The 21878-nt window shown below is 70.9% G+C and carries 14 protein-coding genes; 8 read left to right on the top strand and 6 right to left on the bottom strand.

Annotated features, from left to right (window positions below):
* Positions 1 to 2: 2 nt before the first annotated feature.
* On the top strand, positions 3 to 1556 hold the full coding sequence (locus ACH4E8_RS30285; RefSeq protein WP_398454260.1) for an RICIN domain-containing protein: 1554 nt from the start codon (positions 3 to 5) through the stop codon (positions 1554 to 1556).
* 137 nt (positions 1557 to 1693) lie between these two features.
* The gene (locus ACH4E8_RS30280; RefSeq protein WP_398454257.1) at positions 1694 to 3418 is read left to right on the top strand and encodes an FG-GAP-like repeat-containing protein; all 1725 of its coding nucleotides are present in this window, start codon (positions 1694 to 1696) and stop codon (positions 3416 to 3418) included.
* Positions 3419 to 3738: 320 nt separating this feature from the next.
* On the opposite strand, the gene ACH4E8_RS30275 is transcribed toward ACH4E8_RS30280, so the two are convergent.
* Both ACH4E8_RS30275 and ACH4E8_RS30270 read right to left on the bottom strand, forming a co-directional pair.
* Positions 3739 to 4155 (bottom strand): hypothetical protein, encoded by a 417-nt coding sequence (locus tag ACH4E8_RS30275; protein WP_398454255.1) that lies wholly within the window; start codon positions 4153 to 4155, stop codon positions 3739 to 3741.
* 348 nt (positions 4156 to 4503) lie between these two features.
* Positions 4504 to 5526: a helix-turn-helix domain-containing protein gene (locus ACH4E8_RS30270; RefSeq protein WP_398454253.1), complete on the bottom strand. Its 1023-nt coding sequence runs from the start codon at positions 5524 to 5526 to the stop codon at positions 4504 to 4506.
* A gap of 400 nt (positions 5527 to 5926) precedes the next feature.
* Here ACH4E8_RS30270 and ACH4E8_RS30265 point away from each other — a divergent pair, with 400 nt between their 5' ends.
* The 3 genes from ACH4E8_RS30265 (at position 5927) to rsgA (ending at position 13380) form a co-directional block, all read left to right on the top strand.
* Positions 5927 to 9949 (top strand): hypothetical protein, encoded by a 4023-nt coding sequence (locus tag ACH4E8_RS30265; protein ID WP_398454250.1) that lies wholly within the window; start codon positions 5927 to 5929, stop codon positions 9947 to 9949.
* A 913-nt stretch (positions 9950 to 10862) separates the two neighbouring features.
* Positions 10863 to 11957, top strand: coding sequence for a type III polyketide synthase (locus tag ACH4E8_RS30260; RefSeq protein WP_398454248.1), 1095 nt, complete (start codon positions 10863 to 10865; stop codon positions 11955 to 11957).
* Between the two features lie 301 nt (positions 11958 to 12258).
* Complete coding sequence (rsgA, locus tag ACH4E8_RS30255; RefSeq protein ID WP_398454245.1) at positions 12259 to 13380, top strand: ribosome small subunit-dependent GTPase A; 1122 nt, start codon at positions 12259 to 12261, stop codon at positions 13378 to 13380.
* Between the two features lie 209 nt (positions 13381 to 13589).
* Here the strand turns inward: rsgA and ACH4E8_RS30250 are convergent, their stop codons facing one another.
* From ACH4E8_RS30250 to ACH4E8_RS30240, 3 genes are all read right to left on the bottom strand, one after another.
* Positions 13590 to 13961 (bottom strand): PPOX class F420-dependent oxidoreductase, encoded by a 372-nt coding sequence (locus ACH4E8_RS30250; protein ID WP_398454242.1) that lies wholly within the window; start codon positions 13959 to 13961, stop codon positions 13590 to 13592.
* A 212-nt stretch (positions 13962 to 14173) separates the two neighbouring features.
* Positions 14174 to 14659 carry a DUF456 domain-containing protein gene (locus tag ACH4E8_RS30245; protein ID WP_398454239.1) on the bottom strand — a complete coding sequence of 162 codons (486 nt, stop codon included), beginning with the start codon at positions 14657 to 14659 and terminating at the stop codon, positions 14174 to 14176.
* A gap of 190 nt (positions 14660 to 14849) precedes the next feature.
* Positions 14850 to 15851 carry a helix-turn-helix domain-containing protein gene (locus tag ACH4E8_RS30240; RefSeq protein ID WP_398454236.1) on the bottom strand — a complete coding sequence of 334 codons (1002 nt, stop codon included), beginning with the start codon at positions 15849 to 15851 and terminating at the stop codon, positions 14850 to 14852.
* A 239-nt stretch (positions 15852 to 16090) separates the two neighbouring features.
* Between ACH4E8_RS30240 and ACH4E8_RS30235 the strand changes: the two genes are divergently transcribed.
* From ACH4E8_RS30235 to ACH4E8_RS30225, 3 genes are all read left to right on the top strand, one after another.
* Entirely contained in the window at positions 16091 to 17788 is a 1698-nt protein-coding gene (locus tag ACH4E8_RS30235; protein WP_398454234.1) for a protein phosphatase 2C domain-containing protein, read from the top strand.
* 82 nt (positions 17789 to 17870) lie between these two features.
* A complete protein-coding gene (locus tag ACH4E8_RS30230) occupies positions 17871 to 19613 on the top strand; it encodes a pyruvate dehydrogenase (protein WP_398454232.1) in 1743 nt (580 codons plus the stop codon).
* Positions 19614 to 19893: 280 nt separating this feature from the next.
* Complete coding sequence (locus tag ACH4E8_RS30225; RefSeq protein WP_398454231.1) at positions 19894 to 20367, top strand: ATP-binding protein; 474 nt, start codon at positions 19894 to 19896, stop codon at positions 20365 to 20367.
* Between the two features lie 228 nt (positions 20368 to 20595).
* On the opposite strand, the gene ACH4E8_RS30220 is transcribed toward ACH4E8_RS30225, so the two are convergent.
* Positions 20596 to 21681: a DUF2637 domain-containing protein gene (locus ACH4E8_RS30220; protein WP_398454229.1), complete on the bottom strand. Its 1086-nt coding sequence runs from the start codon at positions 21679 to 21681 to the stop codon at positions 20596 to 20598.
* Positions 21682 to 21878: the final 197 nt, after the last annotated feature.

Raw genomic sequence — 21878 nt, 5'->3', positions numbered from 1 at the left:
CGGTGACTCCGGTATCGGCACTGGACGTTGCGCAGTCGCGACAGCACGTCGGTCGGGCGCTGTGCCACACGACCGGCATCAACGGCACCTTCAAGTACAACGGATTCTGCTGGGACGCCACGGACGACTCCACCAGCGCCTGGGCGGAAACCACACCGGACACGGGCGGTTGGCACCCGCAGGGCCTGACGGCCTCGCACGACGCCGTCCCGGGAGGCACGGTGAACGGCCATCACCTCTACATGGCCTCCTGGTTCTACGGCTACGGAAAGGACGAGGGCGACCGCGACCACAAGGCCCGGATCTCCATCGTCAGATCCACCGGCACGGACTGGACCTACGGCCACGTCCTGCTCGTCCGGCCGAAGGGCAGCCGCACCAGTCCCGAATTCGAGGCCGTCGACAACGTCCACGCGGACGGCATGGCGTGGTACGGAAACCGCTTGTTCGTCGCCAACGGGGGCGAACTTCAGATCTACGACCTGAACCACCTGTGGAGGATGTCGTCCCTCTCCGGCCGGGTGGGCGTCGGCGGCGGCCCCTCGTCCGCCGCGCACCACCAGTGGGCGCTGCCCATGATCGCGCGCTACGGAACCCGCACCAAGGCCCAGGAAGCCGCGTCCAGCAACCCCCACCCCCGGGCGTGCGAACACTCCTCCCGGGCCTGCCTGGGCTCCCTCAGCCTGGACCGCAGCGGCACGACGCCACGGCTGGTGTCCGGTGAGTACTGGTCGAACAGAAGGAACAGCGCGACGGGAAAACTGGAGGCGAGCCACCCGGCGCACCTGGTGAAGTGGCCACTGGAACACATCGGTGAAGGCGGCACCGCCCCCGTCCAGGCGGTGAGCGCCCACACCACGAACATCCGCCAGGTCCAGGGCGTGGCCACCGACGGCACCTACTACTACGTGTCGGCGCAGTGCCCCGACGGATACCTGGGCGACGCCGACACCTCCGACCAGGGCAGCTACTCCTGCATCTGGCAGGCCAGACCGGGAACCTCCCCGACCGTGCTGACCCGCGCGCCCGCACTCACCCAGAACCTGTCCTACGCCCACACCTCCGGGCGGCTCTGGGGCTCGAACGAACTCACCGGCAAACGCACGGTCTTCTCCCTACGGCCCCGCGAGGCCGACGGAGCCCTTCCCCTCAGCAACGACTACAGCGCGCTCTGCGCCGGAGTGGGCAGCAGCATCGCCAACGGCGCGAAAGTCATCCAGTGGGGCTGCAACCACGCCCAGGACGAACGCTGGCTGTTCGAGGACACCACCGACTCCCACGGCAATCGCGCGTACTTCCTGCGGAACGCCCACTCCGGGAAATGCATGGGCACCGGATCGAGCCTCGCTCCGGGTGCGGGCATCATCCAGTACACCTGCAACGGCGCGGTCGACGAGAAATGGTGGTGGACGCCGGAGACCGGCGAACTGCGGAACGTCTACTCGGGCCATTGCCTCGGCATCGGTGCGAACGCCACCAAGGGATCCCAGTTGATCCAGTGGACCTGCAACGGAGCGGCAGACGAGAAGTGGTCCAGGGCGGCCCGAAACGTCTGATGCGACAGGAGGCTTCGAGCCAGGTCGCTCCCCGTTCTTTCCCGACAGGGCCGTCGAAGGCGAAGACGGCCGAGCACGAGACAGAAAGCCGAAGGAACGACGAAAGGACGAACATGCGAAGGCGCGCACTTCTGGTCATGCTGATATCCATGGCGGGGCTGATCGGCCTCGCCCCGCCGGCCACCGCCGACACCGTCTCCCCGAGCACGGCACCGGTCCTGCGCTTCCTCACGTACAACATCTGCGGAAGCAGCGACATCACGGACGACTGCACGCTGTCGGACGACGTGCCGCGGCGGGTGCAGAAGGTCGCCGACGAGACGCTGGCGTGGAAGACGGACCTGCTCTTCCTCCAGGAGGTCTGCCAGTCCCAGTACGACGCCCTGCTGACGAGGCTCGCGGACCACGGCTACACCGGGCACTTCGTCGTGATGAAGCGGCCGGGGCAGGACCCGCGCGAGAAGGACCTGTGCAAGGCGACCGGACTGGAGGGCCCGTTCGGGGTCGCGGTCCTGTCCAAGGCGCCGGTGTCCAACCGGCAGTCCATCGACCTGACGACGGGTCTTGAGGACCCGACGAAGGCGACGGACTGGCGCACCGCCTGCATCGACACGCCCTTGCAGGGACGGTTGACCCGGGCCTGCTCGGTGCACCTGTACTCGTACGACGGCAAGGTCACCAAGGCGCAGGCGGGCAAAGTGGCCGACAAGGCGAAGCAGTGGAGCGCCGAGGGCATCCCGATGGTGCTCGGCGGTGACTTCAACCCCCGGCACGAAGACCATACCCAGTCGACCGCGCCGCGCTCGGCCACGCTGGACAGCATCTACAGCAAGCCCGAGGGCTCGGGCCAGTTCATCGAGACCGACTCGACGGACACCGACTACTTCGACACCACCTGCAGGGCGGCCACGCCCCTGCCGCCGCGTTGCCGGTCGGGCGAGCCCACGCTCCGCGCCAAGGGCACGGACCCCGAGGCCAAGCTGGACTACATCTTCCTGAGCGAGAGCCACTTCAAGAACGTCGCGGCCGACGCGCTGCCCCGTGACGCCGCCATCTCCGACCACTACCCCTACCGGGGCGCGGCCACCTGGGACTTCTGCAACAACCCCGCCGACGGCCGGGCCGACCTGCTGCGCCGCGACTCCGCCGGCGACCTGTGGCGGCACTTCGGACGGGCCGACGGCACCTTGCAGGCCCTGCACTGCAAGGTGGGTGCCGGTTGGAGCGGCATGCGGCACATCGCCCGCGGCGGCGACCACGACGGCGACGGCCACGCCGACCTGTACGCGATCGACGCCGCCGGCGACCTGTACTTCTACCCCGGACACCGCACGGAACTCTTCTTCATCCCACCGCGCAAGGTCGGTTGGGGCTGGGGACCGACCACCACGCTGGTGTCCGCCGGCGACCTGAACGGCGACGGCAAGCGGGACCTCGTCGCGCGCTTCGACGACGGCAAGCTGTACCTGGTCCCCGGCACGGGCAACGGCGAAGTCGGCCCCAAGGCGGAGATCGGCCACGGCTGGCAGATCCACAACCTCGTCCTCGCCCCCGGCGACGTGACCGGCGACGGGAAGCCGGACGTCCTCGCGCGGAACGCCGCCGGTGAACTCTGGGCCTACCCGGGCACCGGCACCGGCTCCCTCGGCACCCCGACGGAGGTCGGCTTCAGCTGGCAGGTCTACAACGCCGTGGCCGCCCCCGGTGACGTGAACGGCGACGGGAAGCCGGACCTCCTCGCCCGCGACGCCGCCGGCGACGTCTGGTTCTACGCCGGCACCGGATCCCTCGCCGGCTCCGGCCCCTTCGCGGCCCGGGCCAAGAGCGGATGGGGGTTCCCCACCAACGAGCTGATCGCCTGATCGTCGCCGTCGAACAACCGCCGGCCCGGACGCGGTGCGCCCGGGCCGGCAGCCCTGGGAAGGCTGCCCCAGGCACATCACTCGTTGCAGGCTGAGCGAACGCACTTGACCTGAAAAGACGCAGGCAGGGAGCTTAAATCCAGGAGGATTTCCGTGCTGCGCACCATGTTCCATTCCAAGATCTGGCAGATAGACGTCTGTGCAGGTCGGGGGCATGATAGAGGCTCCTCAGGCCAGTAAAAGGTCAGCATGCGTCAGCGCCCGAGGGCGCACACCGGTGATGAACCCCCGTCCACTGCCGCACGGGTCCGGGCCTTCGTTCAGAACGCGCCCTGGCCGCGGCCCGGCCGTGGGGCCCTGCTGCCGAGCCGCCGGCCGTACCACCAGGAGGTCAGACAGCCGGCGGCGAACGCCGCGGCCACGGCGGCATCCAACTGACGACGCCCGTGGACGCCTTCGCCGGCTGCCACCGGGTTGAGGACCGGCCCGGCATCCCCGCCCTGGGCGACCGGCGGCCAGGCGGTCATGGCGACCTCGCTGCGCACCCGTAACCAGGCGTCGACCTCGGCTTCCCCGCCGCACACCCGCACGAACGCCCGCACCACGTCCTCCCGCGGCACGCTGGCACGTCCCAGCACGCTCGCGAGCGTGCTGGGCGGCAAGGTGTCGCCGTTCCGCCGCGCGCGAGCCGCGATCTCCCGGTACGTCAGCCCGGACCACGCCTTGAGCGCGGACATGCGGTCCACGAAAGACCGGGGATCGGAGACGTTGTCGGGGCCGGGCGGACAACCGTGCCTCATCTCGAAGCCCTTCTTGAGGGTGTGGTTTGGTTCGCTCGCGGCCGCGGCGCTCGCCTACGACCACGCGTTCATGCGTTGCGTGCAACGAGGATGAGATCCAGGAAGACCCCATTCCACGACGGCCCCTGCCACTGCCCCGCATGGCTGTGAGGCGCCTTTGAGTCATGGCGAGTCCGCCAGCGTCTCCTACGACTACGACTACGACTCGGCGCGGCTTCGTGTGCGGTACCGAGCCTGTGCGCGGTCTGTTCGAGAGTGCAGTGCCCACCGGATGCCGGTCCTTGGCTAGGTGTGCCCACCCCTTGTCATCTTCTGCACGGGGTGGTGACGGCAATCGGTGGGGGTCATGCCGAAGGTCCTTCGGAAGGCGCGGCTGAACTGCGCAGGGTCAGTGAAGCCCCACTTGCTGGCGATGGCCTGTACGGAACGGGTGCGCAGGTCCGGATCGGCGAGGTCCCGGCGGCATCGCTCCAAGCGGCGCTCACGGATGTAGGCGGCCACGGTCAGCCCCTGTTCCTGGAAGACCTTGTACAGGTACCGGATGGAGACGCCGTGTGCGGAGGCGATGCTCTGGGGGCTGAGTCCGGGATCGCCCAAGTGCTGACGGACGTAGTCGTGCATCCGGACTTCCATGACTCGACGCTGGGAATCCGGCGAGGCGTCAGCGGACTCTTCCAGTTCGTGGGAGAGCCAGGCTCCCAGGAGATCCAGGGTGACGCCCCCGAGACGGTTCGCGTCACGAGGTGTGCATTCAGCCGCGTGGGCGGCCAGTCCAACGAGATGGTGAACAGCCACGGCAGCGATTCCGGAGGTTGCCGTCACACGTCGAGCAGCTATCCGGTCGACCACGTTCCGGGGGAACGGGGAACGAATATAAGGAAACTGTGCGATCAAGCAGGTACCGGAAGAGGCCCCGGGCGCCGGCAGGGTAACCCCGTGATAGGGGCTCGAACTGTCGAAGATCATCAGGTCGCCGGGGCTGAGCAGAGCCTCCCGCCCATGCTGCGAAAGGGTCGTCTCGCCGTCCAGTTGCACGTAAATCTGATACGACTCCGGGTCGGACCGGCGGACCAATCTCTCTCCCCGTACCGTCTCCAGGCCGGGCGTGCTGATGCGCGACACCTTTACCGGGCCGAAGTCGCCGATCTGTAGCGACGCCTGAAAATCCCCCCGACTCGTGTTGCGCACCGTCACGGGGAGGACCGATCGGGAAGTGAATTCGTGCCAACTCTCGAACCGGTCTTGTTCCGGTAACTCATTCGTGCGCAAAACAGACACCAGCACTGCGATCCCCATTTCATAGCTCATGCCATGCAGTGTCGAATCTATGCGCCCATGGGTCCGACCTCCATAGCAAAACCTGCCCGACCACAGGGCGGCCGTGGGCTGTTCGAGGTGTCTGCCTCGGGGGCCGACCGCGCCAGCGGGGCCGCGCACAGGTCCCCGAGCTTCCCGTGCATCTGCGACCCCTCTTCAGTAGATGGCAGGACATGCGCTTCATGCGCTTGCTGCCATGGCTCACTGTTGATCCCAGTGGACGGAGCATTGACCAGGAACCCGGTTCTGAGCTGTGTGAACAATGGCCGGGCGTCGCCTGGTCTCGTGGTGGGGTTCCTGATCGGCTGGTGCGATCGACGTGTGGCCCTGGGGCGGGGGTGGACGGGTGGCGGGGCGTAGGGAACGGCCGTTGGACCCGGAGGCGGGTCCGGTGGAGAGGTTCGCGTGCGAGCTGCGGGAGCTGAGGGCGTCTGCCGACGGGGTGACGTACCGGGAGATGGCCAGGCGCGCGGCGTACTCGGCGAGTGCCCTGTCCATGGCAGCGGCGGGTGAGCAGTTGCCGTCGCTGGCGGTGGTGCTGGCCTATGTCGCCGTGTGCGGCGGCGACGCCGGAGAGTGGGCGGACCGGTGGCACCGGACGGCTGAGGAAATGCGGGCGCGGGATGCCGTGAAAGTGGTTGACGACGAGGAGGCGAAGGCTCCCTATCGGGGCCTGGCCCGCTTCGAGCCCGACGACCGTGAGGTCTTCTTCGGCCGGGGCCAGTTGGCGACCGATCTGCTGAACCTCGTCTCGGAGCAGCGGGTGGTGATGCTCACCGGCGCCTCCGGCAGCGGCAAGTCGTCATTGCTGCGTGCCGGACTCGTTCCCCTACTCCGGAATCCACCGGACGGCACGAAGCCGTGGTGTGCGGGGATCCGGATTCTGACCCCCGGCGCGCGCCCCGCGTCCCAACACGCCCCCGTCCTCCGTCCCCGGGAGTCCGCGGTCGCCGTGGAGACGGACACCGTGGTGATGGTGGACCAGTTCGAGGAACTCTTCACCCTGTGCCGGGACCAGGAGGAGCGCCGCCGGTTCCTGGACCTCCTGCTGGCTGCCCGGGATCCCGTCAGCGGGATGCGCATCGTGATCGGGGTTCGGGCCGACTTCTACGGCCACTGCACCGAGTACCCCGAACTGGTCGAGGTGCTGCGACGGGCCCACCTTCCGGTCGGCTCGATGTCCCCGGCGGAGTTGCGTCAGGCAGTCATCGGCCCGGCCCGAGCCGCCGGGCTGATCGTCGAGCGCGAGCTCACCGCCCGGATCGTGGAGGAAGCCTCGGGGGAGCAGGGTGCCCTGCCCCTGATGTCCCACGCGCTGCTTGAGGTCTGGCGCCGTCGCCGCGGTCGCACCCTCACCCTGGCCGCGTACGAAGCCGTCGGCGGCCTTCACGGCGCCATCACGGACACCGCGGAACACACCTACCACCAGCTCACCGGCGCCCAAAAACCCCTGGCCCGGGAGATCCTGCTCCGTCTGATCAACCCCGGCCAAGGCGCCCCCGACACCCGACGCCCCGCCCCGGGTACCGAACTGAAAGCAGTCGACCAGGCCGCGGACACTGTCGTCGAGCGGCTCGCCCGCGCCCGGCTGATCACCTTGAACGACGATTCGGTCGACCTCGCCCACGAGGCCCTCATCACCGCCTGGCCCCGCCTGCACACCTGGATCGACGAAGAGCGTTCCCGCCTCGTCATCCATCGCAAGCTCACCGTCGACGCTGCGACCTGGAACGAGCTGGACCACGACCCCGGTGCCCTCTACCGCGGCACCCTCCTCGCCACGACGCGGGAGGTCTTCGCCGGAAACCACGACCGCCTCACTGCCCAGGAACGTGACTTCCTCACTGCTTCCGTCGCCGCTCTGGAGCACGAGGAACAGGCCGCGGCCCGCACCGGACGCCTCCTGCGCCGTTTGGCCAGCGCACTGGCCGTCCTCCTCGTACTGGCTCTGACCGCGGGCACCATCGCGTGGAGGCAGAGCCGGGCCAGCGATCGGGAACGCGACAGGGCGCTCCAGGCCCAACGCATCGGTCAGTCCCGGCAACTGGCCGTCCAGTCGGCCGCTCTGATCGACAGCAATCCGGACCTGGCTGCCCTCCTGGCACTCCACGCCCACCGCGCAGCACCCACGAGAGAAGCCGTCTCAAGCGTCTTCAACGCCGCCGAGCTTCCCCTCAGGAACAAACGTCACGCCGAGATGGACATGGCGGGGCCCACGGCGTTCAGCCCGGACCTCACGACCCTTGCTTATGCGCGCAGTGCGCACGAGACCTTGCTCTACGGAACGCTCAGGGGCAAGCAGCGGATCCACCATTCTGCTTCGGTGGCCCAGCCGGCGGCCCTGGCCTACAGCCCCGACGGCGCCCGGCTCGCCAGCGGCAACCGGGACGGGACCGTGACGATACGGGATGCCGCTACCGGCAGGCTCCGCGCCACCCTCATCGGCCACCGGCACGCCGTGGTGTCCGTCGCCTTCAGCGCCGACGGCGCCAAGATCGCCACCGCCAGTGATGACACGACCATCCGGCTCTGGAGCGCCCGGACGGGGCGGCCCCTCGCAGTCCTCACCGGCCATACCGGCGAGGCACGGGGCAGGGGGAGGGTCAATGCGGTCACGTTCAGCCCTGACGGAAGCACCGTCGCAAGCAGCGGCGAAGACGGCACCGTCCGCCTCTGGAACTCCCGGAACGGCGGCCACCGGATTCTCACCACGAACGCCCTCCACGTGACCCACGCCCGGACCACCATCCACCCCGATATGTGGCCCACACCCGACTACACCTCGCCAGTGGCGTTCAGCCCCGACGGAAGGACGCTCGCCACGAGCCATCAGGACGGAACGGTTCGCCTGTGGAACGCCGCCGACCGCACACCCGGCCATGTCCTTCGCGGCCATGCGGAGAAGGCCCGGTGGGCGGTGTTCAGCCCGGACGGAAGAACACTGGCGACCGCCGACGACGGGAGTTCGACCATTCGCCTGTGGGACGTGGGAACGGGAGCTCTCCGCACCACCTTCACGGGGCATGAGGACGTCATCACGGCGCTTGCCTTCAGCCCGGACAGCAGCACCCTCGCCACAACCGGGCGAGACCAAACCATCCGCCGATGGGCCGCCGCTCCTGCCCAGCAGCGGATCTTCGCCGGCCACACCGGCAGCGTCGTCGCACTGGCCCTCAGCAAGGACGGGTCAACCCTCGCCACGAGCAGCCTGGACACGACGGTGCGCCTGTGGTCCGCCCGGTCCGGTGCGTCCCGGCTGACCCTCACCCGCGTCTCCGCCGCTCTCGCCCTCAGCCCCGACGGTCGAACGGTAGCCACGACCAATCCCGAACGGAACGTCGTACATCTGCGGAGTGCCCTGACGGGCCGCACACGCCTGGCCCTCCCCCATCCCCGGAAGGGGGCCTTCGTCGTCTTGGCGTTCAGCCCCGACGGGCGGACCCTGGCCACCATCAGCGAACGCAACTCCGACATCAACCTGTGGAGCACCGCCACGGGCCGGCTGCAGCGCACCGTGGTCAGCCCGAACGGCGACATCGCCGGCCTGTCGTTCAGTCCCGACGGGCAGGTCCTGGCCACCGTCAGTGACAACAGCCGTGACATCAGCCTGTGGAACGCTGCCACTGGACGACTGGTCCGCGGCTTCTCCGGACCCAGTCCGCACTCCGCCTTCCTCGCCTTCAGCCCCGACGGGAAGACGCTGGCAACCAGCGATGCCGAGGGACCCGTACGGCTGTGGGACACCACGACCGGACGCCACCGCATCTTCATGGGCGCCACCAGGAAGGTCGCCGTGCTCGCTTTCAGTCCCGACGGGCGCACGCTGGCCACCGGAGACGACCAGGCTCATGACGTCAAGCTGTGGGACACCGCGACCGGGGCACTGCGCCGAACCCATCAGGGCTCCAGGGAGTCCTTCCTCTCCGCCACCTTCAGACCCGACGGAAAGGCCATTGCCGTCGGCTACGCAAAGTCCGTCGGACTGTGGAACGTTGACCTGCCCGACGAGAGCTCCGCAGTCAACAGGCTCTGCCAGGCGTTCAACCGCACTCCCACCCGTGAGGAACGGAACCAATACCCCATCGGCCCTGACCCCTGCCCCGAGGACGCTCCCAGGCCGAGTGCGCAGGGGTACGGCACGTACTCGGGCGCGTTGGAGGGCGAAGGCCGGGTGGATCCGGGACGCTTCCGTCTTCAGCGCGCAACGACGCCCTCGCACCCGCCGTCGCCGGCATCGTCCGCACGGCCCACGGTCCGTAGATCCCGCCCCATCAGCAGCGCTGACCGGCGGCGATCGGATGCCGAAGGTCCCCGTCGGCCATCGGATATCGGCCGGATGTCGGGGTCTTCACCAAGGGGGCGGCATCCACGCATATCGCCAGCGCGTTCGCCGTCCGTCGGGACTCGGCCCTAGTGGGCTGAGTGATCCGGAACGGCGTTCGACACGGGCGTCCAGCCGCGCCGCCGGGGGCGCAGGGCGCACCGGAGCGTGGCATCCGTTGAGGTCAGCCGGTCGTGCCGGGACGTGGAGCGCGTATCGCCTCCTGACCGACCCGTCGGTCGGCACGCCAGGTGGTCCTACGGTCGGGAAGCTCCCGATGCCTCGGGCGGCCCCTCGACGAGCAGCCGCCGAGGAGAAGGCGACGGGCCCTGGCCTGTCCTGAATGCGATCTTGTCGTGGCGATATCCGGAGCCCATGCTTCCTATCGCACGGAGCCGCCCCCCACTGACGGACCCGTGCACTCCCCCCCACGCCTAAGGAAGCACCGTTGCCGACCATCGTGCGCGTCACTCCGCTCCCGAACCACCCGGCTCGGCCGGCGCCGTCCACGCGCCCAAGGCGCACGGCATCAAGGGCCCTCCGCCGTTCGGCGTCACGGCACCCCTCGTCCCCGCGCGGGGCGTGCTCGGAGCTTCCCGCGCCGGAGCGTCCCACGGCCGGCCCCGGTCGCTTACCGGGGACCTTCACCCCTCGACCGTGACGAGCGCGCGCGGTGGCCCCGCCGCCCGCCGGACCCCCTGACCCGCCGCCACTCGCCCCGCCCGCGGTGACCACCACGCCCTTCGTTCCCCCGCACCCGTGAGGCGGCGCGTTCCCCGAACGCCGCCCACGGGCCCCAGCGCGGGATCGCCAGGTCCCGCCTCGCGCTCCTGCCGGGGCGCCTTCCCCCTGCCTGCCCCTTCTCGACAACGGACCTTCCGCCGCTGCTCCGTGCGTCCGCGACCCCACCCCCGCGACAGCCTCCCGCAGGCTCCCGCTGCGCACCGGCCCGTACGGCACGGCACCACGGTCCCCCCCCACATCGCAGAACCCGAGAGGAAACGCCGTGCTGGAGACCAACGTCCCCGTGGGGGAGCCCCGTACCCGAGTCGCGATACGCCGCCCTGCCGTCGCCGTCCCCGAACACGTGGTGACGCAAGAGGAGATCGTCGCCGCGCTCGGCGAGCTCTTCGCCGGAACGCCGCAGGTGGAGCGCGGTCTTGAGCTGATGCGGAACACCACGGTGCGCACCCGGAACATGGTGTCGGACCTGAGGGAGATGCTCGCGCCCCGCTCCTTCGGCCGGCGCAACGCCCGGTACACGGCGGAAGTCGTCCGCCTCGGCGCCCGGGCGGCGGAGCAGGCGCTCGACATCGCCGGGGTGCGCGCCGGCGACATCGACTACTTCGTCTTCGTCTCCTGCACGGGCTACGCACTGCCGGGACCCGACGCGTACATCGCCCAGGCGATCGGCTGCCGGCCCACCGTGCGCCGCACTCCGATCCAGCAGCTCGGCTGCGCCGCCGGCGCCTCGGCGCTCGCGGAGGCGTTCCACTTCATCCAGGCGTACCCCGACGCGAAGGTCCTCGTCGTCGCCGCCGAACTCAGCTCCCTGTCCTTCCAGCGCGAACAGCACGCGCTCAGCGACTTCATCTCCAACGGCATCTTCGGCGACGCAGCTGCCGCCGCCGTGCTGCACCGATCCGCCCCCGGGGCCACGGGCTTCCAGATCCAGGGCGTGCGACAGCACCTGCTGCCCGCCTCGCAGTCCGTGATCACGGGCAGCACCACCGAGGACGGATTCCACTTCCGGACCGACCCCCGGGTCCGCTCCACGGTGCCCAAGGTGATGCCGGAGATCGAGGCGTTCCTCTCCGGCCTCGGCTGGGAGCCCGGTGCCGTGGACTTCTGCGTCTCCCACACCGGGGGACCGCTGATCATGGACGGGGTGGAGCAGGGACTGGGCCTGAAGCCGGACACCCTGCGGCACAGCCGCGAGAGCATGGCCCAGATGGGGAACACCTCCAGCGCCTCGGTCCTCGACGTGCTGCGGCGCCACCACGAGGACGGATCCCCCGAACACGGCTCCCGGGGCGTGATCGTCGCCTTCGGCCCCGGCTTCACCACCGAGGTCATCGCCGGCTCGTGGCACGGCCGGTAGGGCCCGGGCCGAGACGCACATGCACCTGCGGGGCCTCCACCGACAAATGGTTGGCACACCGCGCCGGTGTGGAACTAGCCTTCATCCCGTTCCGCCGGGAGGGCCGTGTCCCACCCGGATCGCCGGTTCGGTTGGTTCGTTGAGGAAGTCGGAGGTGAGGACTGTGATGACCACCAAGGTGACGGGCGGTGCCCGTGTTCAGGAGTTCATCGTTTTCACCCCCGTGGTCTCCGGCTGACACCCACGCACAACCGCGCGCCGAGCGCGCCGCCGGGGCCACCCTTCGAAGGGTTTCCCCATCTTGTCCAGCAATCTGCTGAACCCGTCTACTCCCACCACTCACCGCTCCGCCGCCCTCGCCCCCTACGGCTGGGACGACGACTGGGCCGCCGCCTTCGCCCCGTACGCCGCCCAGGGCCTCGTGCCCGGCCGGGTCGTTCGGGTCGACCGCGGGCTCTGTGACGTCGTCACTGCGGACGGCATCGTGCGCGCCGACACCGAGTTCGTGGTGCCGCGCGACCCGATGAAGGTCGTGTGCACCGGCGACTGGGTCGCCGTCGACCCCGACGGCGCCGATCCCCGGTACGTACGGACGTTGCTGCCGCGCCGTACCGCCTTCGTCCGTTCGACGTCGTCGAAGCGTTCCGAAGGCCAGGTCCTGGCCACCAACGTCGACACCGCCGTCATCTGCCTCTCGCTCGCCGCCGAACTCGACCTCGGGCGGCTGGAGCGCTACCTCGCGCTGGCCTGGGAGAGCGGCGCGCAGCCCGTCGTCGTCCTCAGCAAGGCCGACCTCGTGCCGGACGCCGCCACGGTCGCCCACCTCGTCCAGGACGCCGAGTCCGCCGCGCCGGGAGTGCCGGTCGTCCCCGTCAGTGCCCACACCGGCGCGGGCGCCGACGTCCTCGCGGGTGTCGTCGCCGGCGGCACCTGCGTGTTGCTCGGCGGCTCAGGGGCCGGCAAGTCCACCCTCGCCAACGCGCTCTCCGGGACGGACGCCATGGAGGTGCAGGCCGTACGGGACGTCGACGGCAAGGGCCGCCACACCACCACGACCCGCAACCTCCTGCTCCTGCCCGGCGGCGGAGTGCTCATCGACACGCCGGGGCTGCGCGGCGTCGGCCTGTGGGACGCCGGCTCGGGCGTCGGGCAGGTCTTCGCCGAGATCGAGGAACTGGCCGTCCGGTGCCGCTTCCAGGACTGCGCCCACCGGTCCGAACCGGGCTGCGCGGTCCGACAGGCCGTAGAAGAGGGCGAGTTGCCCGTGCGGCGGCTGGAGAGCTACGACAAGTTGCAACGCGAGAACCGGCACATCGTCGCCAAGACCGACGCCCGGCTACGGGCCGAAATGCGCAGGGACTGGCGGATCAAGGGCGCGCAGAACCGGGCCGCCGCCGACGCCAAGCGGGGGCGCCGCCGCTGAGCGGCCGCCGCCATGCGCTCCGGCCGGGGCGCGATCCCCGGCCGGAGCGCTTTGGGTCGTGTACGTGAAGTCCCGCACGCCTTCTCGTGCCATTGGTCTCCACCGGGCCGCAGACGCAAGGGAACAGCCCGCTGCACGGCGAAGCCGCGCCTGCTGGAGCGACCCGCACTGCCGGCAGGGTGCACGGGCACGGGACTTCACGGGCACCCCTAGTCCTCCGTCAGGCCCCAGCTGTGGATCTTGCGGGGGTGGATGCGGATCAGTTCCTCGCTGAAGTGCGGGCCCAGGTCGTGCGGGCCCGTCAGGAGTTCCGCCACGCCGCGGATGTCCACGCCGCGGACCCGCCACGGGGTGACGCTGGCGATGTCGTCGACGACGATGGCGACCTTCGGGTTCTTCTGGAGGTTGCGCCACTTCTTCGTCGTGGCCAGCGCGAGGCCCCCGATCAGGATCGTGCCGTCGGGCTGGGGGAAGAAGGCGACGGGGTTCGCCTGCGGCTGGCCGCCGGGGTCCACGGTTGCGAGCCGCCCCAGCCGCTGGGTGGCGAGGTAGGCCCGCTCGGTCTCGGTGAATTCGGTCATGCGGGCAGCCTCACACGACGACCGCCGTCGCCGGCCCTTGCGGAAGCCGGGGCAATCCCGTCGCCGGCAGCCCCGCCGCGGTGCCGCACGGGCCGGCTCGAAGGGGAGGCGCAGTCGGGGCTGTTCTCCCGGACGGTTCCAGCCATCCGAGCCGTGTAGTTGTGCGCCAGTCGTGCGGGTCAGGTGTCGTACGACGGCGGGTGCGCCGGGCGTCAGCCCCAGATGACCGCGCCCACCCACGCCCCCACCACGAGCAGACAGCCGAACAACTCCACCAACACGCTCGTCCCGGCCGCCCGCATCGCCGTGCGCGTGGCGGCGGCCGCCTGACCGTGGCCGCCGAGCCGGTGCCGCTCGCACAGGTAGATCCCGCCGACGAAGCCGACGACCGCCCCCACCACCGGCAGCAGGAAGAAACCGACGATCCCGCCGACCCCCGCCCAGGCCGCCGTGCGGCGGGTGGCCCCGGAGTCGCGGATCCGGCGCGCCGGCAGCAGCCAGAGCACCACCTGGACGATCAGCAGAACGGCGGTCGAGCACACCAGCAGCACCCAGGCGAGCGCGGTCTGCTCGTGCAGCGACCACCAGAGCATCGCGGCCCACACCAGCCAGCGGCCCGGGACGCCCGGGATGAGCACCCCGACGAGCCCGAGCAGCATCACCAGGCCCAGCAGCAGGAGCTGCCCTATGCCGCTCATCTGCCCAGCGTGCCGGACGCGGACCAGCTCCGCCCCCCGAGATCCCCCGCCACCGAGCGCTCCGGGCGGGCGCACAAAGTCCCGCGTTGCCGCTCCCTGAGCGGGGGCGCGGTTTCGCCGCGCGACGAGCCCACCATCGGGCCGCAGAGACCGATGCCCCCGTCGCGAAGGCCGACCGATCTGACACGGCCTAGCCGGGCGTGCGGGTCAGCCAGCCGTTCGCGTGGGCGTGCCAGCCGAGCTGGAGGCGGGTACTGACGCCGCTCAGCTCCATCAGGCCCTTCACCCGCCGCTGGACCGTGCGCAGGCCGAGGTCCAGGTGCTTGGCGACCCGCGCGTCCGTCATCCCCGCCAGCAGCAGGGACAGGATCTCCAGGTCCGTCGCATCGGGCCGCGTCGGGGCCTCCTCGACCACCACGCCCTCCGTACCGCCCGAGCCCGTGCTCGTACTCGCCCCGCCCAGCCGTAGCGGCACCGCGTCCCGCCACACCGCCTCGAACAGCCCCAACAGCGACTCCAACAGCCCGCTGCCGTGCACCACCAGCGCCGACGGCTCGCCCAGCTCGCGCAGCGGCACCATCGCCAGCGCACGGTCCGCGATCACCAGCCGGGTCGGCACCCGGTCGGCCACCCGCACCTGGTCGGCGCGGCCGAGCGCCGCCGTCAACCCGGGCACCCCGCCCGGCGCGGACAGCCGCTCCCGCGCCACCACGACGCGGTGCGCGACCCCGGGCGCGCCCCCGCCGCCGTCCGCCCCGTAACCCACCGGATCGCCGGTGGCCAGCACGCACACCTCCGCCACCGCCCCGAGCCCGAGCTGACGGAAGCGCTGCGCCACCGCGCCCACGCCCGTCACGATCTCCACCAGGTCGTGCACCGCGGGCTCGGCCGCCTCCGCCCGGTACGCCTCCGCGAGGTGCGCCGCCGCCCGCTCGGCCTGCTCCAACTCCTCGCGCTGCCGGGTCAGCAGCGCGCCGAGCGCCACCGCGGGCGGCGCCGCGACCCAACGCCCGAGCCGCGCCGAGGACTGCGCGGCGAGCCCCTGCCGTTCGAGGTGGCGCAGCGTCCGCTCGGTGTCGTTCCTCGGCAGCGCGAGCCGGTGCGCGAGGTCCGAGACCTCGGCCGCCCCCAACGCCACCAGAGCCCGATAGGCGGACTCCTGCCTCTCGTCGAGACCTATCGCTCCCAGCACCAGACCCCGTCCCTCCCCGGACACCTGCGGGCGCGTCCCCTTGCCGCCGCGCCGACCGCGTCGAGCCTCCGCATTCTCCCGGCAGACCCCACCCGGACACCTCACCCCGGCACACCTCACTGTGCCAAGGCGACCGGGCCGGCACACGGCACTCCGGCGGGCGCGTCGCACGTTCATGACACTTATAGCTTTTCGACAAGCGCCGTTTTCCCGCGCCCCCCGCGGTGGAAAATAGGGGCATGAGCCAGCAGGGGGAGCAGCCCGCCGACGCGGCGGACGACTGGTGGAACCGGCTGTACGACGAGTCGGCGCTGGACACGGGTCGTCCGGCGGCCCGCGCGGACGACGTCGTCGACACCCTCGACGACCGCTTCGCCTCCGCCACTGACGCGGTGTCCGAGCCGGCGCCGAACGCGGACCCACCGGCCGCATCACCCGCATCACCCGCACCGTTCACGCCATCCGCCTCGCCCGCGCCGTCCGCGCCGGCTCCTCAGGCCGAGGAGCTTGACGAGCCGTCCGCCGCGCCGGCGGCCCCGGGTCCCGTACGCCCCCGGGCCTGGTGGGAGGCCGACCCCGCCGACACCCTCGACGACCCCGACTTCACGCCCGCGTCCCCGCCCCAGTCCCCACCCACGTCCCCGCCCCGGCCCCCGTCTGAGGAGCCGTCCCGCTCCGAGGCCCGTACGCCGACCGGCACGCCGGCCCGTACGGTGACGGCCGACTTAGCCGCGGCACCCTCGAAGACCCCGCCGCGCCCGCCGGACCCCCGCCGCCCCGCCGCGGGCAGCCCCTGGGACCCGCCGCCGTCCGCGTCCACCGGCCCGCCCGCCGTACCCCGCGCCCGTACGAACCCGGCGCGTCCCGAAGGCGTACGGAACCCCGACCGGCCCCCGCCGCCGGCCGCCACCCGACCCCACCCCGGCTACGTCGGCGACGGACCCCCGACGTACGAAGCGGAGCCCACCGCGCTCCCCGCCGCCGACCCGGACGCCCTCGAAGGGCTCGTCGCCGACACCGTCCTGGACGGTGCGCACTACGGCGGCCTGACCCTGCGCGCGGCTTCCCTGCGCGGCGACTCCGCCCGCTACCGGGGCGAGCCCCGCCGCGACGCCCTGCTCACGGCCCGGTTCGGGACGGGCAACGGTGCACTGGTGCTGGTCGTCGTCGCCACCGGAGCCCGCGCCGCCGACGGCGCCCACCAGGCCGCCGCCGACGCCTGCCGCTGGATCGCCGCTGCCGTCGGACGCAGCCACGCCCGGCTGGCCGAGGACATCCGCGCGGGCCGCCGCGGCGACCTCAAGTCCGGGCTGCACCGGCTCACCGACCGCAGTCTCGGCAAGCTGCGGGCCACCGCCGCCGACTTGGGCGTGCGCCCCGAGGAGTACACCGCTGCGCTGCGCTGTCTGCTGCTGCCCGCGGACCCCCAGTGCCGCACCCGGGTCTTCTTCGGCGTCGGCCCCGGCGGACTCTTCCGGCTCCGCGAGGGCGAGTGGCAGGACATCGAGCCCCACCCCGCAGAGACCGCAGAGACCGCAGAGACCGCAGAGACCGCAGAGACCGCAGAGACCGCAGGGACGGCAGAGGCCGCAGAGACCGCGACGCCGGGGACTCCACGTGCCGACAGGACTCCACGCAACGACGGGACACCCGCCGTCGACGGGGAGCCGTTCCGCTTCCGCGCCTCCGTGGCCCGCCCCGGCGACACCCTCCTGATGTGCAGCAGCGGACTGGCCGACCCGCTGCGCGGCGAGCCGGCGCTCGCGGCCGAGCTGTCCGTGCGCTGGCGCCCCGACGCGCCCCCTGGCCTCGCCGCCTTCCTCACCGACGTCCAGCTCAGGGTGAAGGGGTACGCAGACGACCGCACCGCCGTCGGCGTATGGGAGTCCGGCGACGACATCCCCGTCCAGCGCAGCGCCGCGCGGCACACGGAGTAGACGGAGTAGACGGGAGGCGGAATGCAGCGCGCCGTGGGTTGATGGATCTTCGGACCGTCAACGCGAGGAAGGGCTCCCTCCCATGGCCAAGCAGAACGTGGCGGAACAGTTCGTCGACATCCTCGTCCGGGCGGGGGTGCAGCGCCTCTACGGAGTCGTCGGCGACAGCCTCAACCCCGTCGTCGACGCCATCCGCCGCAGCTCCTCCATCGACTGGATCCAGGTCAGGCACGAGGAGACGGCCGCCTTCGCGGCCGGCGCCGAGGCCCAGATCACCGGCAAGCTCGCGGCCTGCGCCGGCTCCTGCGGCCCGGGCAACCTCCACCTGATCAACGGCCTGTACGACGCCCACCGCTCCATGGCCCCGGTGCTCGCCCTCGCCTCGCACATCCCCTCCAGCGAGATCGGCCTCGGCTACTTCCAGGAGACCCACCCCGACCAGCTCTTCCGCGAGTGTTCCCACTACAGCGAGCTGATCTCCAGCCCCAAGCAGATGCCCCGGCTGCTCCAGACCGCGATCCAGCACGCCATCGGCCAGAGCGGCGTCAGCGTGGTCGCCCTGCCCGGTGACGTCGCCTCCCAGCCGGCCCCGGAGAAGGCCGTCGAGCACGCGCTCGTCACCTCCCGCCCCTCGGTCCGCCCCGGTGACGCGGAGATCGACAAATTGGTCGCGATGATCGACGAGGCCGACCGGGTGACCCTCTTCTGCGGCAGCGGCACCGCCGGGGCGCACGCCGAGGTGATGGAGTTCGCCGAGCGGGTGAAGTCGCCCGTCGGCCACGCGCTGCGCGGCAAGGAGTGGATCCAGTACGACAACCCGTACGACGTGGGGATGAGCGGACTGCTCGGCTACGGCGCGGCGTACGAGGCCACCCACGAGTGCGACCTGCTGATCCTGCTGGGGACGGACTTCCCGTACCAGGCGTTCCTCCCCGACGACGTGAAGATCGCCCAGGTCGACATCCGGCCGGAGAACCTGGGCCGCCGCTCCAAGCTGGACCTCGCGGTCTGGGGCGACGTCCGGGAGACCCTGCGCTGCTTGAACTCCCGAGTCCGGATCAAGAACGACCGCCGCTTCCTCGACAAGATGCTGAAGAAGCACGCCGACGCGCTGGAGGGCGTCATCAAGGCGTACACCCGCAAGGTGGACAAGCACGTGCCGATCCACCCCGAGTACGTCGCCGCCGTCCTGGACGACCTCGCCGACGACGACGCGATCTTCACCGTCGACACCGGCATGTGCAACGTCTGGGCCGCCCGCTACGTCTCGCCCAACGGCCGGCGCCGGATCATCGGGTCCTTCAGCCACGGCTCGATGGCGAACGCCCTGCCGCAGGCGATCGGCGCGCAGTTCATCGACCGCGGCCGGCAGGTGGTCTCGATGTCCGGGGACGGCGGGTTCACCATGCTGATGGGCGACTTCCTCACCCTGGTCCAGTACGACCTGCCGGTGAAGGTGGTCCTCTTCAACAACTCCTCGCTCGGCATGGTGGACCTGGAGATGCTGGTCGCCGGGCTGCCCTCGTACGGCACCCACAACCAGAACCCCGACTTCGCCGCCGTCGCACGGGCCTGCGGCGCCTACGGCGTACGGGTCGAGAAGCCCCGGCAGCTCGCGGGCGCCCTCAAGGACGCCTTCAAGCACAAGGGCCCGGCGCTGGTCGACGTGGTCACCGACCCGAACGCGCTCTCCATCCCGCCGAAGATCAGCGCCGAGATGGTCACCGGATTCGCGCTCTCCGCGAGCAAGATGGTCCTGGACGGCGGCGTCGGGCGCATGGTGCAGATGGCCCGCTCCAACCTGCGCAATGTGCCCAGGCCGTGAGGCCGGCGACTGTCGCATCGGACGTAGACGACATCCGCCCACTGCGGGAAAAATCCCCTCCCCGTGCAGCTTGACCACTTCGTCATGCGTGGCCCGCCCCTGATCAGGGCAGGGCTTTCGTGGAAAGGTTCGACACGGAGAGCCGTGTCCGGAGGTCCGATGTCAACGGGTGGGGATGATGACAGGGCGTCAGGGAGGGGTCGGCTCCGCTGCAGAGGGGGCCGGCCGGTACGGGGGACAGCCCGCAGGGGTCCGGAGAGGGGAGCGGCTGCACCGGCGCATGGGGTGCGGCGATCTGAAGTCCGTGCCGGAAGTGCGGCACGGCTTACGGGAGTTGCTGGGGCGCTGGGGCGGCCGGGAGGCCGCCGACGTCGCCGAACTCCTGGCGAGCGAACTGGTGACCAACGCACTGATCCACACGGACCACGGCGCCGTGGTCACCGCCACGGTCGGGACGTCGACGCTGCGGGTGGAGGTGCGGGACTTCGTGGCCGGATTTCCCGAGCCGCCGCCGGCGTTGACGGCCGTCAACGCCCCGTCGGCCGGCGCGAGCATCGGCACGGGAATCGGCACGGGCGCGGGTAGCGCTTCCGACCCCGACCGGGACGACGCGGAGGCCATGCCCGACCCGGACCTGTTGGAGACGCACGGCCGGGGCCTCGCCCTGGTGCAGAGCCTCGCGGACTCCTGGGGCGTCCACACCCAACACGCCGGCAAGGTCGTCTGGTTCGAACTGAACGCGATGTCGGCCTGAACGCAATCGCCCTGTGCCCCGCCTCATCGCTTTGTCGACAGGGTGTTCTGCGGGGCGTACGGAAGCGGGATCCGTGTAATTCCGTGCAGGACAAGCGAATTGGCTGCGGGACCGTACGAACGAGGGCGCGCATGCCGAAGGGGCGGCCCCGGGTGGATTCCCGGGGCCGCCCCTTTCACCGTCACTGGCGGTCGGCGCGCAAACGTCGCCTCACGGTCCGGCCGGCGCTCAGCCGAACTGCTGCTCCAGATCCTTCAGCTTCTTCTCCAGCGAGTCCAGCTTGGGCAGGGTCATGGTGTCGTCCTCGGCGGTGAGGTCGACGACCTTGGCGTCAACGGGGGCCGAAGTCCCGGCCTGAAGGGAGGGCATGGATCGAAGCGGCGACAGTCCGGTTTCTATGGCAGGCTCCGCTACGGGTTTCGCACCCTCCGACAGGGCCGTGGCCGAACTCCCGGAAGCGCTGGAGCTCGCGCCGACGGCCGCGGTGGACGTCAGTACGGGGAGGTCCGGCTCGGCCAGCATCCGACCGCGACCCCATGCGCGGTGCGACCGGTTGATGGCCTTCAGCCGCGCGCGCTCCAGCTTCGCGTGCTCACGGGAGCGCTGCTTGTTGGCGTCCTTGGCCGCCCGGTCCTCGCGGACCTCCTCGACCGCCTCGTCCAGCGTGCGCACGTTCTCCAGCAGCATCAACGACCAGGCGTTGAAGGTCTCGCGGGGAGCGCGCAGCCACCGGACGACCCGGATCTGCGGCAGCGGGCGGGGCACCAGGCCCTGCTCGCGCAGGGCGGCGCGGCGGGTCTGCTTCAGGGCCCGGTCGAACAGGATCGCCGCGGAGAGCGACATGCCGGCGAAGAAGTGCGGCGCGCCCGCGTGGTCGATGCCGCGGGGGGCGTGCACCCAGTTGAACCAGGCGGCGGCGCCCGCGAACATCCACACCAACAGGCGGGAGCCGAGGGCCGCGTCGCCGTGGCTGGCCTCGCGCACGGCGAGCACCGAGCAGAACATGGCGGCGCCGTCGAGGCCGAAGGGGACCAGGTACTCCCAGCCGCCGGACAGGTTCAGGTTCTGCCGGCCGAAGCCGACCAGACCGTGGAAGGAGAGCGCGGCCGCGACGGCGGCACAGCAGAACAGCAGGACGTAGGAGGCCGTGGCGTACATGGCTTCCTTGCGCCGCCGCCGCTCCTCGCTGCGCTCCCAGGAGTCCTCGGTCGCGGTCTTGGTGGCCTTCTTGCCGCGCTGGAGCACGGCGATCGCGATCAGCACTCCCACGAGCATCACGCCGCCGGGAAGCAGCCAGGAAAGCGATATGTTCATAGTGGTGGCGTCCCTTACATCTGCATCGCGGTAGGGCGTTTCAGCCGCCATACTGACCGAAGTCCGGGCGATCCCAGGGGTTTTCGTGGCAAGAGAACGCCAATGGGGCCATACGGCATACGGATAGGTGGGTTCAACTCGAACTGTCGTCCGGACAGCGGGAGTTGCGTACGTTTTATATCACCCGGAAGGGGGGA

The sequence above is a fragment of the Streptomyces sp. NPDC017979 genome (assembly GCF_044328175.1).
Classification (GTDB): Bacteria; Actinomycetota; Actinomycetes; order Streptomycetales; family Streptomycetaceae; genus Streptomyces.
This window is presented reverse-complemented; position numbering and strand designations above follow the sequence as displayed.

Coding starts and splice junctions, on each gene's coding strand:
- ACH4E8_RS30280 (WP_398454257.1), top strand. CDS start 1,694: ATGCTGATATCCATGGCGGGGCTGATCGGCCTCGCCCCGCCGGCCACC.
- ACH4E8_RS30275 (WP_398454255.1), bottom strand. CDS start 4,155: ATGTCCGCGCTCAAGGCGTGGTCCGGGCTGACGTACCGGGAGATCGCG.
- ACH4E8_RS30270 (WP_398454253.1), bottom strand. CDS start 5,526: ATGAGCTATGAAATGGGGATCGCAGTGCTGGTGTCTGTTTTGCGCACG.
- ACH4E8_RS30250 (WP_398454242.1), bottom strand. CDS start 13,961: ATGACCGAATTCACCGAGACCGAGCGGGCCTACCTCGCCACCCAGCGG.
- ACH4E8_RS30245 (WP_398454239.1), bottom strand. CDS start 14,659: ATGAGCGGCATAGGGCAGCTCCTGCTGCTGGGCCTGGTGATGCTGCTC.
- ACH4E8_RS30235 (WP_398454234.1), top strand. CDS start 16,091: ATGAGCCAGCAGGGGGAGCAGCCCGCCGACGCGGCGGACGACTGGTGG.
- ACH4E8_RS30230 (WP_398454232.1), top strand. CDS start 17,871: ATGGCCAAGCAGAACGTGGCGGAACAGTTCGTCGACATCCTCGTCCGG.
- ACH4E8_RS30225 (WP_398454231.1), top strand. CDS start 19,894: ATGGGGTGCGGCGATCTGAAGTCCGTGCCGGAAGTGCGGCACGGCTTA.
- ACH4E8_RS30220 (WP_398454229.1), bottom strand. CDS start 21,681: ATGAACATATCGCTTTCCTGGCTGCTTCCCGGCGGCGTGATGCTCGTG.